Origin of the sequence: Rhodococcus sp. KRD197, assembly GCF_017168235.1 — a bacterium.
Classification (GTDB): Bacteria; Actinomycetota; Actinomycetes; order Mycobacteriales; family Mycobacteriaceae; genus Rhodococcoides.
The window spans coordinates 25,919-39,644 of sequence record NZ_JABFAO010000015.1; the positions used below are offsets into that span (position 1 = coordinate 25,919).

A 13,726-nucleotide genomic window follows, 5' to 3' on the forward strand; every position below is an offset into this window, starting at 1 on the left:
ATGGCCGGCCTGCATGCGGGTGTGTCGCAGAATCGTTCTACGAAGTCGCGGCGGCGCTGGGTGGGGTCGGTATCACCGAGCGCAGCTGCGGGGGAATCGGTACGCCGGGCAGCAGTGTCGGTTCTTCCGAGGGGACGGTGCCACTCTCGGTCGGCGAGAACCCGGACTCACCGGACTCGGTACCTGCGTCCGGACTCTCCTCTACCGACGGGGTCACCGACAGTGGCGTCTGTGTAATCACGGATTCCGGCGTTCGAACATCTTCGGGAGCGGTCGTCTCCGGGGTCGGGCTCACTGTCCCCGGCGGATCAGGTCGCACCTGGCCGTAGAGGAGGGCTGTGAGGACAAAGCAGATTCCGAGCGCGACGGTGGAGGTTCGGATCCTGCCGCGAATGCGGGCGGGGATCATCCACCTGCGTTCAGGCCGATCGGGGTCGGATTCGTGTTCGACCGATTCGCGTTCGCTCACAGCGGTGTCCGCCCTTCACCCGATGCGGAATCAGGGGTGGGCGGTGCTGTGGACACGCCGGGGCTGACGGAGATGCCCTCGGGCTGCAGCGCAGCGGCTATCCGGACACGCAAACTGCTGCCGACCTCGAACTGCTTGCCCGGGAGCGTTCGCGCGACTATGCGCACGTTGACCTGGTCGACCTCGATACTTTCGACACCCATGACTGTCGGCTCGTCGAGCAGTAGCGGACGTAGCTTGGCGTCGTTGAACGCGTCGTGGCCGATGCCCTTGAGAATCTCGTTGACCCGATTCAGGTCGGTCGTCGCCAGGACCGGCACGTCGACGACGGCGCGCGCCCAATCCTTGGACAGGTTGATGGACTTGACGATCTGACCGTTGGGGACGGTGATGACTTCGCCGTTGGCACTTCGAACCCGGGTGACACGCAGCGTGACGTCCTCGACGGTGCCCTCCGCGTCCTCGGCCGATCCGAGCACTGCGATGTGAACGACGTCTCCGAATCCGTACTGGCGTTCGGTGATGATGAAGAATCCGGCGAGGATGTCCTGCACCACTCGTTGCGCGCCGAAGCCCAGAGCGGCGCCGAGCACGGCTGCGGGGGCTACGAGGCCGCTCGCAGAGAAACCGAATCTGCGCAGCACTTCGATTGTGACGAGGACGTAGATGATGGTGACGGCAACCCAGGTGATCACCTGGGCCAGCGCATGGCGGTGTTTGGCTGCTTCGGTCCGCACGAGCGCGTCACTGTGCTGGTAGTTGTTGTCGATTCGGGTGGTGATCTTCTCACCGATATAGCTGATGAAACGCGCGATGAGCATGCCGCCGAGGATGTACAGCACGATCTCGAGGCCACTGCCGCGGAGCCAGTTCCCGAGGTCTCCGGAGAAACCCAAGTTCAGTGCCATCGTCATGGGCGGGCTACTCGTCCCCGCGCATGCGCCAGCGAATTCCGGCTTCGAGGAAACCGTCGATGTCGCCATCGAGCACGGTCGAGGGATTGTTGACCTCGAACTCCGTCCGCAGATCTTTGACCATCTGATACGGATGCAGCACGTACGAGCGCATCTGATTGCCCCACGAGCTGCCACCGTCGCCCTTGAGCGCATCCATCTCGGCGCGCTCTTCCTTGCGCTTGACCTCGAGCAGTTTCGCCTGCAGAACGCGCATTGCGGAAACCTTGTTCTGCAGCTGCGACTTCTCGTTCTGACACGTCACGACGATGCCTGTCGGAATATGGGTGAGCCGGACGGCGGAGTCGGTGGTGTTGACCGACTGGCCACCTGGGCCGCTCGAACGGTAGACGTCGACGCGGATGTCACCTTCGGGAATGTCGATGTGGTCGGTCGTCTCGACCACCGGTAGCACCTCGACCTCGGCGAACGAGGTTTGGCGACGCCCCTGATTGTCGAACGGGCTGATTCGCACCAGCCTGTGGGTGCCCTGTTCTACCGACAATGTGCCGTACGTATAGGGAGCCTTGACGGCGAAGGTGGCGCTCTTGATGCCGGCTTCCTCAGCGTAGGAGGTGTCGTAGACCTCGACGCTGTAGCCGTGCTTCTCAGCCCAGCGGATGTACATACGCATGAGCATCTCGGCCCAGTCCGCGGCGTCGATGCCCCCGGCACCGGAACGTATGTTCACCAGGGCGTCGCGCTGGTCGTACTCACCGGACAACAATGTCCGCACCTCCGCCGCAGCGATGTCCACGCGCAGGGACGCCCGCTCTGCATCGGCGTCGGCCAGAGCAGAGTCAGCGGCGTCACCCTCCTCCCCCTCGGCGAGTTCGTAGAGCACCGGCATGTCCTCGAGACGCTGCCGAAGTTCTTCGACACGCCGCAGTTCGGCCTGCGAGTGCGAGAGCTGACTGGTGACCTGCTGCGCATGTTCCTGGTCGTTCCACAGATCCGGCGACGCCGCCTGATGTTCGAGCTCGTCGATTCGACGACGCAGCTCTTCGACGTCGAGCACCGACTCGATGGTGGTGAGGGTGATGTCGAGTTCGTTCAGGTCTGCGGATACGTCAGGATGCACAAGAGACAAGGTTACCGGCATCGGCGTCGTCGGATTCACCGCAGTCGATCACCTGGTCCTGCGGGCGCCTGGTCATTTGCCGGCGCCTAGTCTTGCGGGCGTGACCGACCGTACTGCCGACCTGCAGCTCGCACTCGCCATTGCCGACCACGCCGACGCGATCACGCGGAGTCGATTTCTCGCGCTGGATCTGAAAGTCGACGACAAACCCGACCTGACGCCCGTGTCCGACGCCGATCTCGCGGTCGAGGAGAAGATTCGGTCAGTTCTCGCCGCAGAAAGACCCTCGGACGCAGTTCTCGGTGAAGAATTCGGCGGCGACGTCGTGCTCAGCGGTCGCCAATGGGTGCTCGACCCCATCGACGGCACCAAGAACTTCGTCCGCGGCGTCCCGATCTGGGCAACTCTCGTCGCGCTGCTCGACGACGGTATTCCAGTGGTCGGCGTCATCAGCGCGCCTGCCCTCGACCGGCGCTGGTGGGCCGCGGAGTCGACAGGTGCATGGACCTCCCACGGGGGCGGCGCTCCCCGATCGATCTCGACATCGTCGGTCCGCGAACTCTCGGCATCGAGCCTGAGTTTCGCGAGCCTCTCGGGTTGGAAGGAGCGCGGTATCCGGGATCGATTCGTGGACCTGACCGACGAGGTCTGGCGAGTGCGAGGCTACGGCGACTTCTTCTCGTACTGCTTACTCGCGGAGGGCACCCTCGACATCGCCGCCGAACCCGAGGTGTCTCTGTGGGATCTGGCACCGCTGGACGTGCTGGTCCGAGAAGCCGGCGGCGCGTTCACCTCACTCGAGGGCGAAGCGGGACCGCACGGCGGGAGCGCGGTGGCGACCAACGGCTTGCTGCACGAGCAGGTCTTGGAGCGGCTTCGCCGCTTGTGAGCGGAAATACGTGCCCCGCTATGCATTTCCGCGCACATGCGGCGGAGCCGCGTACGGACCTTACTCGGGAGTAGACAGCTAACTTACTCCGGAGTAAGATCGATCGGGTCCGAGACCGACACCGAGAAACAGCTGGTGATCATGAGCAAGCAAGACAATGTGATCGACACGAAGCGCACTGCGCCTCGCGACACATCCGCGGTTGGCCTCAATCCGTTCAAGCGCGATGCCATGGGCACCGCCATGCGCGTTCTCACGGCCATCACCGGATCCGAACTAGCCGAGAAGTACAACTTCCGGCAGACAGTCGACCGGGTGACCTACGAGAGCACCAAGACAGGGTTCAAGACCCTGGGCGCAGCAACGCGCACGTTCTCGAAGGTGACCGGGGGCGGCAAGCCGAAGCGGCTCGACGATGCAGCGGTCAAGCATCTCGATTACTTCGACCTGACACCGGACGACGAACAGCGCATGATCGTCGAAACCGTCAAGGAATTCGCCGAGGAGATCATCCGCCCGGCAGCCCACGACGCCGATGCCGCAGCATCCACGCCGGAAGACCTGGTTCGCCGGTCGGCCGAACTCGGAATCACGTTCATCAACGTGCCCGAGGAACTCGACGGTGCTGCCAGCGAACGCGGAGCCGTCACCAACGCCCTCGTGGCCGAGGCACTCGCCCACGGCGACATGGGACTGGCACTGCCGATCCTCGCGCCGAGCGGGGTTGCCGTCGCCCTGACGCAATGGGGTTCCGACGCGCAGCAGAAGACTTACCTTCCGGCATTCGTCGGCGAGAAGGTCCCAGGCGCTGCGGTCGTCGTCAACGAGCCTCGCGCACTGTTCGACCCGTTCGCGCTGCAGACGAAGGCAGTCCGATCACCCAGCGGCTTCAAGCTCAACGGCGTCAAGAGCGTCGTGCCGGCAGCGAGTAGCTCCGAGCTGTTCATCGTCGCGGCCGAACTCGAGGGTCGTCCGGCGTTCTTCATCGTCGAGTCCGACACCAAGGGTCTCGTCGTCGAGGCCGACCCGAGCATGGGTCTGCGCGCGGCAGGACTCGGCCGTCTCGTCCTCACCGATGTCGCCGTTCCCGAATCGGCACTTCTCGGCGACGGCGACGCCGACCAGCGCGCCCTGGACTACACGGACGCCATCAGCCTTGCTCGCCTCGGCTGGTCGGCCCTTGCAGTCGGCACCAGCCAAGCTGTGCTCGACTACGTGATTCCGTACGTCAACGACCGCGAGGCATTCGGCGAGCCGATCAGCAACCGTCAGGCAGTGGCGTTCATGGTCGCGAACATTGCAATCGAACTCGACGGTCTGCGCCTGGTGACCCTCCGTGGCGCCTCGCGGGCGGAGCAAGGTCTGTCCTTTACCCGTGAGGCCGCGCTCGCGCGACGTCTCGCGTCGGAGAAGGGCATGCAGATCGGATCGGATGGTGTCCAGTTACTCGGAGGACACGGCTTCACCAAGGAACATCCCGTAGAGCGCTGGTACCGCGACCTCCGTGCCGTCGGTGTCGCCGAGGGCATCGTCCTCATCTGATTCGCGCCCACATCACAGTCGAGAAGTCGAACCAAGGACACAAACGATGATCAATCTCGAATTACCCAAGAAGCTCAGGGCGCAGGCGAATCAGGCTCACCAGGTAGCGGCCGAAATTTTTCGCCCAATCTCGCGTAAGTACGACCTCGCCGAGCATGAGTACCCGGTCGAGCTCGACACCATGGCCTCGATGGTCGAGGGAATGTCCGATGCCGGCGGTGAGATCGGTGGCGCAGCCGGTGGCCGCGAAAAGGACAGTGAAAGCGCCAAACCTAGCAAAACCGCCAATGCCAACGGCGGCAACATGTCCGCTCTGGTCAACGTCATCGAGACGTGCTGGGGCGATGTCGGTCTGACCCTGTCGATTCCGTACCAGGGTCTCGGCAACTCTGCCATCGCGGCAGTGTCCACCGACGAGCAGCTCGATCGTTTCGGCAAGGTGTGGGCATCCATGGCCATCACGGAGCCGAGCTTCGGCTCCGACTCCGCGGCTGTCACCACCACAGCCGTTCTCGACGGCGACGAGTGGGTCCTCAACGGCGAGAAGATCTTTGTTACCGCCGGTGAACGTTCGACCCACGTCGTGGTTTGGGCCAGCGTGGACAAGTCCCTTGGTCGCGCCGCAATCAAGTCTTTCGTGGTTCCGCGCGATGCCCCTGGACTGTCGGTGGCGCGCCTGGAACACAAACTCGGCATCAAGGCCTCCGACACCGCTACGCTCCTGCTCGAAGACTGCCGAATCCCGAAGGACAACCTGCTGGGCAGCGCGGAGGTGAACGCCGAAAAGGGGTTCGCCGGCGTCATGCAGACGTTCGACAACACCCGTCCGCTGGTGGCCGGTATGGCAATCGGTGTAGCGCGTGCTGCACTGGAAGAGTTGCGGTCGATCCTCGACGAGGCCGGTGTGCAAATCTCTTACACGGCGCCCGCATACAACCAGCACGCCGCCGCCGCCGAGTTCCTGCGTCTGGAAGCAGACTGGGAAGCAGCACACCTGTTGGCGCTTCGTGCGGCGTGGATGGCCGACAACAAGGAACCCAACTCGCTGCAGGCGTCCATGGCCAAGGCCAAGGCCGGCCGATCGGCCACCGACATAACACTCAAGGCCGTCGAGCTCGCCGGCAGCTACGGGTACTCCGAACGCCTTCTGCTCGAAAAGTGGAGCCGTGACTCCAAGATCCTCGACATCTTCGAAGGTACTCAGCAGATCCAGCAGCTCATCGTTGCTCGTCGCGTCCTGGGTAAGACCTCGGCCGAACTGAAATAGTATTCGGCTCGATCTGAACGAGCATCAGCGTGAACCCGTGGTCGTAACATCCGACCACGGGTTTTCGTGCTCCTCGAACTATTTCTGCCAGTCTGTCGAAAACGTCGGTTCCCGTTCGTCGTCATCATGTAAGACAACCCATGAGCGAGACGAGGAGCCAACATGAAATACATGCTGCTGATCAATGCACCGAGTGCCGACTTCGACAACGGGTGCGTGGTCGAGGACTGGGTGCGGTTCGGTGCGGAAATGAAGGATGCCGGTGTCTGGGTGAGCGGGCACGCGCTCGCCGACCTCACCACGGCCACCAGCGTTGCGGTCGATGCCGACGGGCAGCGAAGCATCACCGACGGTCCGTTGGCCGAGACACGCGAGGTACTCGGAGGTTTCGAGGTCATCGACGTTCCCGATCTCGACGCCGCGCTCGACTGGGCCGCGCGATGCCCCGGCTCTCGCGGGGGTGGGTCAGTGGTGGTCCGGCCCATCGCCGAGTTCTGACGACGCCGACTTCTGACCACGCCGACTTCTGATGGAACGGGCCATCCCGAATGACACCGACCTCACTGGAACAGGTGTTCCGAGAGGAACATGGTCTCCTGCTGGCGACTCTGGTTCGGCGCTACGGTGATCTCGACTTCGCCGAGGAGGTGACCTCCGAGGCCATCGAGGCGGCGCTGAAGCACTGGCCTACCGAGGGTGTCCCGACCAAACCCGGCGCCTGGCTGCTCACCACAGCCCGGCGGCGGGCCGTCGATCGACTCCGCCGTGACCAGGCTTACGCTGCGAAACTCGCAGTGCTGCAAGTCGAGCAGGATCGAGCCGATCCTGCGGCATCCAGCGATGCCACAGGATCGCAGTTCCCGGACGAACGCCTGCACCTGTTCTTCACGTGTGCCCATCCTGCACTGGACGCCGACGACCGAGTCGCCATCACGCTGCGTTGTCTGGCACAGCTGACGACGCCGGAGGTCGCACGCGCGTTCGTGATATCGCCGGCGACTGCAGGACAGCGAATCTCGCGTGCCAAAAGGAAGATCCGGGAGGCGAGAATCCCCTTCCGGGCACCGGATCCCGACGAGCTTCCGCAGCGACTGCCGGGCGTACTCCAGGTCGTGTATTCGATCTTCACCGAGGGATATGCGGCATCGTCCGGCAGCGACCTGGTCCGCCGAGATCTCGCAGAAGAGGCGATCCGACTGGGACGGGTGCTGCGCGCTCTGCTTCCGACTCATCGGGAGACGTCGGGGCTGCTGGCACTGATGCTGCTGACGCACGCACGTCACGCGGCACGAGTCGGCGTCGACGGGGATCTCCGGTTGCTGGCCGACCAGGATCGCGCACTGTGGGATCACGAGATGATCGCAGAGGGCAATGCGCTCGTTGTCGAATCGTTGACCGGTGGCGCGCAAGGCCCCTACGGAGTACACGCCGCCATTGCAGCACTGCACGACGAGGCCGACACGCCCGAGGAAACGGACTGGCCCCAGATCGTCGCACTCTACGGCGTGCTGGAAGCGCTGTCGCCATCGCCGATCGTCTCCCTCGGCCGATCGGTCGCCATCGCTATGCGTGACGGACCTGAAGCCGGGCTGTCGCTGCTTGCGTCCATGGCGGACGACCCAATGCTGCGGGGATATCACCCGTACTTCGTCGCTCGCGGCGATCTGCTCCGACGAATGGGACGCAGCGCGGAGGCAGCGCAGGACTTTCGGACAGCCGCCGGTCTCGCCGGATCGGATCCGGAGCGAGATTACTACCGGCGACGTGCCGCCGACGCAGAGGCTGATGCCGAGAGGTCCTGACCTTGATGGAAGCAGCCCGCCCGATCGGTCCGCGCATTAGGATCGAAATCGGCCCGGCGATGCGGCACGCGTCGGCACAGTTTTCTAATCGATCCCGAGGGGGACGATCTTGTCGGTGAAGCAGAACCTCGCACGCCACCGCACCTTGGCTCACATCGTCGACGGTGTCGGCGCCGTTCGCGTGATGAATCGCGCAGGGCTGGTGCCGTTTCCGCGGCTGGATCGCGGCGTCGCATCGATACGCGCCGTCGGGAAGTACGGCCCGTTCGCAGGTCCAGTCCACGCTCATGCCCGTGCGGGAGTCCAATCGATCGCGCTGATAGACGAACGAGGGCCGCTGTCGTATGTGGAACTCGAGGAGCAGTCCAACGCTCTGGTGCGAGGGTGGAAGCAGGCGGGCATCGGTGCCGACTCGGTCATGGGAATCATGGCGCGCAATCACCGCGGCACAGTGCTCACAATGCTCGCGGCAGCGAAGGCCGGCATCCGGCTGGTGATGATGAACACCGGATTCGCTCCCCCGCAACTAGCCGATGTCGCCAGCCGAGAACAGGTCCGGTCGTTCGTCTACGACGAGGAGTTCAGCGAGGTGGCGGCGGCGCTGGCGCCCGAGGTAGCCCGCTACATCGCATGGTCGGAAGTGCCGAGCGATGTGCCCACTCTGGACAGCGTCGTAGCGGGCAATTCGATCGGTCCGGTTCCCGCTCCACAGCACCACGGCGGATTCGTGTTGCTCACCAGCGGCACCACTGGAACCCCGAAAGGCGCTCCGCGGGACCGTACGTCACCGCTGGCGTCGGCCCAGTTCCTCGATAGAGTGCCACTGCGTCGAGAGCAGACCATGGTGATGGCCGCACCGATTTTCCACGGCACGGGGGTATCGCAGTTCGCACTGGCGCTGGCCCTGCAAAACACCGTTGTAATGCACCGAAAGTTCGATCCGCAGAACACCATTCGTCTCGTCGCGAGTCATCGAGCCGACTCACTTGTACTGGTGCCGACAATGTTGCAGCGAATCGTCGACCTGGACCCTGCATTCTTGGCATCGCAGGACACCTCGTGTCTGCACATCATCTTCGCCGCGGGTTCATCGATCAGTCCCGACCTGAGTCGACGAACGGCAGACACATTCGGTCCGGTTCTGCACAATCTGTACGGATCGACGGAGGTGGCCGTCGCGACGGTGGCCACTCCGGAAGATCTGGCGCGCGCACCGGGCACCGCGGGGAGACCCCCGGTGACGTGCCATGTCGAATTGTTCGACAACGACGGAAATCCGGTGACCACCGCCGGAAGCGTCGGCAGAATTTTCGTCTCCAGCGGACTCAGTTTCTCCGGTTACACCGACGGGCGCGACAAGGAACGAATCGCAGGCTTGGTCTCCACCGGGGACGTCGGGCATTTCGACGACGACGGCCTGCTCTTCGTCGATGGCCGCGACGACGACATGATCGTCTCGGGTGGCGAGAACGTGTATCCGCTCGAGGTGGAGAACCTGCTCGCCGACCATCCATCCGTCGCCGAGGCGGCAGTCGTCGGTGTCCCGGACGTGGAGTTCGGGCACCGCTTGAGGGCCTTCGTGGTGCCGATGAAAGGTTCTCCGCACGACGCCGATTCGCTCAAGGCGTACGTCAGGTCTCATCTCGCCAGGTACAAGGTTCCGAGGGAGGTCGTCTTCCTCGACGAGCTCCCCCGCAATGCCACCGGCAAGCTGTTGCGGCAAGTTCTCGCCGAATACGACGAGACCAGCGCCGCCGACCCGCGCCCCGAGACGACCTGGTAGAGAAGTGAGGTACACGTCGAAGCGGAGGAGAACACCACAATGTTGGATTGGGCGAAAAAGCTGAAGGACAGAGTACGAGGGGTGTTCGCCGAGGCCGAGCAAGAACTGACGGCGCTCGAAGGCGTCGACACCGTCGACCTCACCGCCCACGAAACCGATGACGGCGAAACCACCGACGGTGACGCGACCGACGACGACGCTACCGATACGGGCACCGAACCGGCGGTGTGACTAGGTGAGCAGTCGACGCAGTCGCCGGTAGGCGATGACAGCTATACATAGGTAGACCACCATCGCGACCGCCGCGTTGGCGGCAATCGATGTGGTGGCACCTGCGGCGGCGCCGAAGGCACGAAAGACCCAGTACGTGGGCAGGACCGCCCACGCAGCATTCCAACCGTGCAGCTCGCCGAGCGCACCGGTGATCCCCAGAGCGGAGAGCACGAACAGTACCTTGAAGACTGTCAGACATTCGATCTTGTTGCCCGACAGTGACACCGCGACGAACATCGCCGCGGGTCCCCCGGCCGCGCACACAGCAGCCAGCACTGCAGTGCCGAAGACCGAGTACTCCCCGATTCCCGCACCGACCAACAGCACAAGCGAACCGACCACGCCCAGCACGGTTACGGCGGCAAGCCGGTAGCGAACGAGCGCGCCGAAGCCGACTGGGAGTATCCGAAACACGGGGTACAAGCCCTGATCTCGCTCGTCGAGCATGATGAACGAGGCCATGAACGCTGGGAACAGGCCGACCACGATGCAGAACAGGCCCAGCACCAGCTGGTCGTGACCGTCGAGCGCAGTCCATCGCTGCTCGAGCAGCGGCAGACCGAAACGCAGAACTGCCACAAGAATGAAGGGGACGAGCAGGAGCACGCCGACCGTCCGATCGCGAACGATGTTGCGGAGGTCGTTGGCCCACACCGTCAGCGCGACGGTCATGACCTCCTTCCTCGAACGTGCGATTCGTACGAGCGGGTTGCGGCATAGCAGGAGGCGATCAGCCAGAGGCCCAGAATGGTCACTCCGTACAGCGCTTCCCATGCCGGGCGGGACTCCAGTGCACGCGCAATCAGCAGCAACGACCCCTGTGTCGGCAACAGGTAATACAGCGGTGACTGCGCGAAGCCCGCCGATCCCAGCAATGGTAGATACATCGGAACGAGGAACACGGGCACGATCAACAGGTAGCCGTTGACCGACCGAACCCTGACCACCGCGACGATTCCGATGAATACGAACATCAGCGAAGTGAGCACCACCCCGCCCAACAGTGGCACCATCCGAAAGTTCATGCCATGTCCCGCGACAGTCAGCGCCACGGCGCAGACCACCGAAACAGTCGTCAAGGAAACCGCTTTCGACCACACGTAGAGCGCGGGCGAAGACGGCGAGACAGCCACGGCCGCAGTGATACCGGCATCGCGCTCGAACAACACCAGGGCACCGACGAACAAGAACCCGATCATGGTCGGGTCCGCCAGTACCAGCAGGATCGTCGCGTCGCGCAGCCATGAATCCGGGAGCAGTCGCAGCACAAGACCGTAGGCGGCCGTCACCACCAAGGACACCGTGACGATCTGGTATCTCGACTGCAGCCGCAGGTCCCAGCCCACGGATCGATATAGGACCCGCAGACTGTCGCCGACACGGGGCAGCGAAGCGGGTAGGGCTGTGCTCATGTCAGCTTCCGCCCGGTGGCTTCGATGAACACGTCCTCGAGGCTCTGCTCAGTCGAATGCATCGACAGCACGTCGTGGTCGCGCAGCACAGTGTGGAAGTCGAGGTTCTCGGCGAGGCCATCCAGGTCGAACTCCGCTACCTCGACCTCCGGTGAAGCCGGGTCGCTCCGACGGTATTCCAGGACCACCCTGCGTCTGCCGTGATCGGCACGTAGCTGTGCCGGAGACCCGATCCGCTCGATCTGACCGTCGACGAAGAACGCCACTCTGTCGCAGAGTTCGTCGGCGTCGTGCATGTTGTGCGTGGTGAGGAAGACCGTCTTACCTCGGCGCTGTTGTTCCTGCACCATGTCCTTGATCAGCCTGGCGTTGACCGGATCAAGTCCACTGGTCGGTTCGTCGAGGAAGAGCACCGGAGGATCGTGCAGTAGGGCGCGGACGAAGCACAGCCGCATCTTCATACCCTTGGAGTAGTCCGCAACTCGCCGCTCCGCATGGTCGGTCAGTCCGACCTGCGCAAGCAACGACGCCGGGTCGGCAGATCTGCGATAGAACGACGCGAAGAACCTCAGGTTCTCCTGGGCGGTGAGCTTCGTGAACAGGTTCGGCAGCTCGAATCCCACACCGATGTCCTCGTAGTATTCGCGCCCGGGTTTGACAAGTGGTCGACCGAATACTTCAGCGGAACCCTCGAACGGCGCCAATTGCCCGGTGAGAATCTTCTGCACAGTGCTCTTCCCCGCGCCGCTCGGCCCGAGGAATCCGAATATCTCGCCGGGTTCGACCGTGAAAGACAGTTCGCGCACCGTGGGCTCCGCTGCTCCGGGGTAGGTGTACGTCAGTCCCTCGGCCTTGATCACATCGCTCCCGTTTCTGCGGCACACGCCACTGACGGAACGCATCCTGCCGCCTGAACGGTGATCACGCAACAACTCCTCCGCGTACACGGCCCGGCACACACACAAGAAAACGGCCCGGAACTTGGAGTTCCGGGCCGTTTCGTTAGTAGCGGGGACAGGATTTGAACCTGCGACCTCTGGGTTATGAGCCCAGCGAGCTACCGAGCTGCTCCACCCCGCGCTGTGAACACAAAGTTACCCGACGGTGTCCAGCAATAGCAAATCGCGTTCCATCGAAGGATCACCGCCACCGACGCGACGGAAATTTCGCAGGACGAGCCATCGAGCACCACGAGATACAAGTGTGCTGCACCACAGTTTCGACGTGATTCGCGGCACATAACAACCGCGTAACGAACGGGACACGAATGCGTCCCGATGGTATTTGACCAGCAATAACACCTTTCAGCGTCCCAGCATCCGGACTCGGGCAGTCCCACGGATTGGTGTGACATGGCAAAAAACCTCGACTAGGTTCGCGGTCGGCCCTACAACGCAGGGTCAGTACCGCCCCCGCCGCTGCATTGCTCTGCCCCGCGGGGGATGGTTCCCCGATACGCACGGGGGCAGAGCCGCAACACGTACGAGCACAGTCTCGTGCACGACGCCGGGAAGCATGCACTCGAGGTGCCTCCAACGGTGGGTTGCGTTAGCCGGCGCGGAGAGGATTCACCCCGAATGACCACAGGAACTAATTTCGGCAAGCGCGCACTCGGATGGGCCGCCGTCACCGGCGCCGTCGTAGCAATCCCCCTCGGCCTGTCGGCTGGCACCGCCAACGCAGCTACCCACAACTGGGACGGCGTCGCCCAGTGCGAGAGCGGTGGCAACTGGGGCATCAACACCGGCAACGGTTACTACGGTGGCCTGCAGTTCTCGCAGAGCACCTGGACCGCAAACGGTGGAAGCGGTTCGCCGGCAAGCGCGTCCAAGGCCGAGCAGATTCGCGTTGCCGAGAACACCCTGCAGAGCCAAGGCGTCGGCGCCTGGCCCACGTGCGGTCAGTACCTGACAACCGGTGCAACGACCCCAGAGCCGACACCGGCACCGGCCCCCGCACCCGAGCCTGCAGCCCCCGTTGAGCAGGCACCCGCCGCGGTTGTGCCAGTGACACCCGAGTACCAGGAGCCCGCTCAAGAAGTCGTCGAGCAGGCCACCACCGTCGCGCAGCAGCACTTCGACGCCGCGTCACAGGTCGCCGCACAGTACGGCCTGAGCGCACAGTTCGACCAGTTCGTTGCTGCGAACTCGCCCATTCTCGCGTCCATCGGACGCTAGAGATCGGCAGGTCCGAACCTGCAACAACAAAACGCCCCGATCACTTCGCGAAGAAGTGATCGGGGCGTACTTGCGTAC

14 protein-coding genes and 1 tRNA gene are annotated in these 13,726 nt (G+C 63.6%); 8 read left to right on the forward strand and 7 right to left on the reverse strand.

All coding sequences use genetic code 11. The features are described from left to right. Positions 1–37: 37 nt before the first annotated feature. Genes J1M86_RS20955 through prfB form a run of 3 tightly spaced genes read right to left on the reverse strand, consistent with a single transcriptional unit; the run spans position 38 to position 2,503 of the window. Entirely contained in the window at positions 38–469 is a 432-nt protein-coding gene (locus J1M86_RS20955; RefSeq protein WP_075840174.1) for a hypothetical protein, read from the reverse strand. Then, on the reverse strand, positions 466–1,383 hold the full coding sequence (locus tag J1M86_RS20960) for a mechanosensitive ion channel family protein (RefSeq protein ID WP_075840175.1): 918 nt from the start codon (positions 1,381–1,383) through the stop codon (positions 466–468). Before J1M86_RS20960 ends, J1M86_RS20955 begins: the two co-directional genes overlap by 4 nt. 7 nt (positions 1,384–1,390) lie before the next feature. Then, entirely contained in the window at positions 1,391–2,503 is a 1,113-nt protein-coding gene (gene prfB / locus J1M86_RS20965) for a peptide chain release factor 2 (protein WP_206511225.1), read from the reverse strand. A 100-nt stretch (positions 2,504–2,603) separates the two neighbouring features. On the opposite strand from prfB, the gene hisN reads away from it, so the two are divergent. The 7 genes from hisN (at position 2,604) to J1M86_RS21000 (ending at position 10,017) form a co-directional block, all read left to right on the forward strand. Next, complete coding sequence (hisN, locus tag J1M86_RS20970; protein ID WP_307786703.1) at positions 2,604–3,392, forward strand: histidinol-phosphatase; 789 nt, start codon at positions 2,604–2,606, stop codon at positions 3,390–3,392. Between the two features lie 135 nt (positions 3,393–3,527). After that, on the forward strand, positions 3,528–4,934 hold the full coding sequence (locus J1M86_RS20975; RefSeq protein WP_075840176.1) for an acyl-CoA dehydrogenase family protein: 1,407 nt from the start codon (positions 3,528–3,530) through the stop codon (positions 4,932–4,934). Positions 4,935–4,980: 46 nt separating this feature from the next. Further along, on the forward strand, positions 4,981–6,201 hold the full coding sequence (locus J1M86_RS20980; RefSeq protein ID WP_206511227.1) for an acyl-CoA dehydrogenase family protein: 1,221 nt from the start codon (positions 4,981–4,983) through the stop codon (positions 6,199–6,201). A 162-nt stretch (positions 6,202–6,363) separates the two neighbouring features. Next, the gene (locus J1M86_RS20985) at positions 6,364–6,699 is read left to right on the forward strand and encodes a YciI family protein (RefSeq protein WP_206511228.1); all 336 of its coding nucleotides are present in this window, start codon (positions 6,364–6,366) and stop codon (positions 6,697–6,699) included. A gap of 50 nt (positions 6,700–6,749) precedes the next feature. Beyond that, complete coding sequence (locus tag J1M86_RS20990) at positions 6,750–8,003, forward strand: RNA polymerase sigma factor (RefSeq protein WP_206511229.1); 1,254 nt, start codon at positions 6,750–6,752, stop codon at positions 8,001–8,003. A 184-nt stretch (positions 8,004–8,187) separates the two neighbouring features. Then, positions 8,188–9,786, forward strand: coding sequence for an acyl-CoA synthetase (locus tag J1M86_RS20995; RefSeq protein ID WP_206511358.1), 1,599 nt, complete (start codon positions 8,188–8,190; stop codon positions 9,784–9,786). A gap of 39 nt (positions 9,787–9,825) precedes the next feature. Beyond that, positions 9,826–10,017 (forward strand): hypothetical protein, encoded by a 192-nt coding sequence (locus tag J1M86_RS21000; RefSeq protein WP_206511367.1) that lies wholly within the window; start codon positions 9,826–9,828, stop codon positions 10,015–10,017. Here J1M86_RS21000 and J1M86_RS21005 read toward each other — a convergent pair whose 3' ends face one another. From J1M86_RS21005 to J1M86_RS21020, 4 genes are all read right to left on the reverse strand, one after another. Beyond that, positions 10,018–10,731, reverse strand: a complete 714-nt coding sequence (locus tag J1M86_RS21005; protein ID WP_206511230.1) for a hypothetical protein — start codon at positions 10,729–10,731, stop codon at positions 10,018–10,020. Further along, a complete protein-coding gene (locus J1M86_RS21010) occupies positions 10,728–11,471 on the reverse strand; it encodes an ABC transporter permease (RefSeq protein WP_206511231.1) in 744 nt (247 codons plus the stop codon). Before J1M86_RS21010 ends, J1M86_RS21005 begins: the two co-directional genes overlap by 4 nt. After that, positions 11,468–12,373, reverse strand: a complete 906-nt coding sequence (locus tag J1M86_RS21015; protein ID WP_206511232.1) for an ABC transporter ATP-binding protein — start codon at positions 12,371–12,373, stop codon at positions 11,468–11,470. Before J1M86_RS21015 ends, J1M86_RS21010 begins: the two co-directional genes overlap by 4 nt. A gap of 104 nt (positions 12,374–12,477) precedes the next feature. Next, positions 12,478–12,551 (reverse strand) — tRNA-Met (locus tag J1M86_RS21020). A 497-nt stretch (positions 12,552–13,048) separates the two neighbouring features. Between J1M86_RS21020 and J1M86_RS21025 the strand changes: the two genes are divergently transcribed. Then, positions 13,049–13,648, forward strand: coding sequence for a transglycosylase family protein (locus tag J1M86_RS21025; RefSeq protein WP_206511233.1), 600 nt, complete (start codon positions 13,049–13,051; stop codon positions 13,646–13,648). Positions 13,649–13,726: the final 78 nt, after the last annotated feature.

Excerpts from the sequence above, each read along its gene's own strand:
- J1M86_RS21005 (WP_206511230.1), bottom strand. The coding sequence starts at position 10,731 with ATGACCGTCGCGCTGACGGTGTGGGCCAACGACCTCCGCAACATCGTT.
- J1M86_RS21025 (WP_206511233.1), top strand. The coding sequence starts at position 13,049 with ATGACCACAGGAACTAATTTCGGCAAGCGCGCACTCGGATGGGCCGCC.
- J1M86_RS20980 (WP_206511227.1), top strand. The coding sequence starts at position 4,981 with ATGATCAATCTCGAATTACCCAAGAAGCTCAGGGCGCAGGCGAATCAG.
- J1M86_RS20960 (WP_075840175.1), bottom strand. The coding sequence starts at position 1,383 with ATGACGATGGCACTGAACTTGGGTTTCTCCGGAGACCTCGGGAACTGG.
- J1M86_RS20985 (WP_206511228.1), top strand. The coding sequence starts at position 6,364 with ATGAAATACATGCTGCTGATCAATGCACCGAGTGCCGACTTCGACAAC.
- J1M86_RS21015 (WP_206511232.1), bottom strand. The coding sequence starts at position 12,373 with ATGCGTTCCGTCAGTGGCGTGTGCCGCAGAAACGGGAGCGATGTGATC.
- J1M86_RS21010 (WP_206511231.1), bottom strand. The coding sequence starts at position 11,471 with ATGAGCACAGCCCTACCCGCTTCGCTGCCCCGTGTCGGCGACAGTCTG.
- J1M86_RS21000 (WP_206511367.1), top strand. The coding sequence starts at position 9,826 with ATGTTGGATTGGGCGAAAAAGCTGAAGGACAGAGTACGAGGGGTGTTC.
- J1M86_RS20995 (WP_206511358.1), top strand. The coding sequence starts at position 8,188 with ATGAATCGCGCAGGGCTGGTGCCGTTTCCGCGGCTGGATCGCGGCGTC.
- J1M86_RS20990 (WP_206511229.1), top strand. The coding sequence starts at position 6,750 with ATGACACCGACCTCACTGGAACAGGTGTTCCGAGAGGAACATGGTCTC.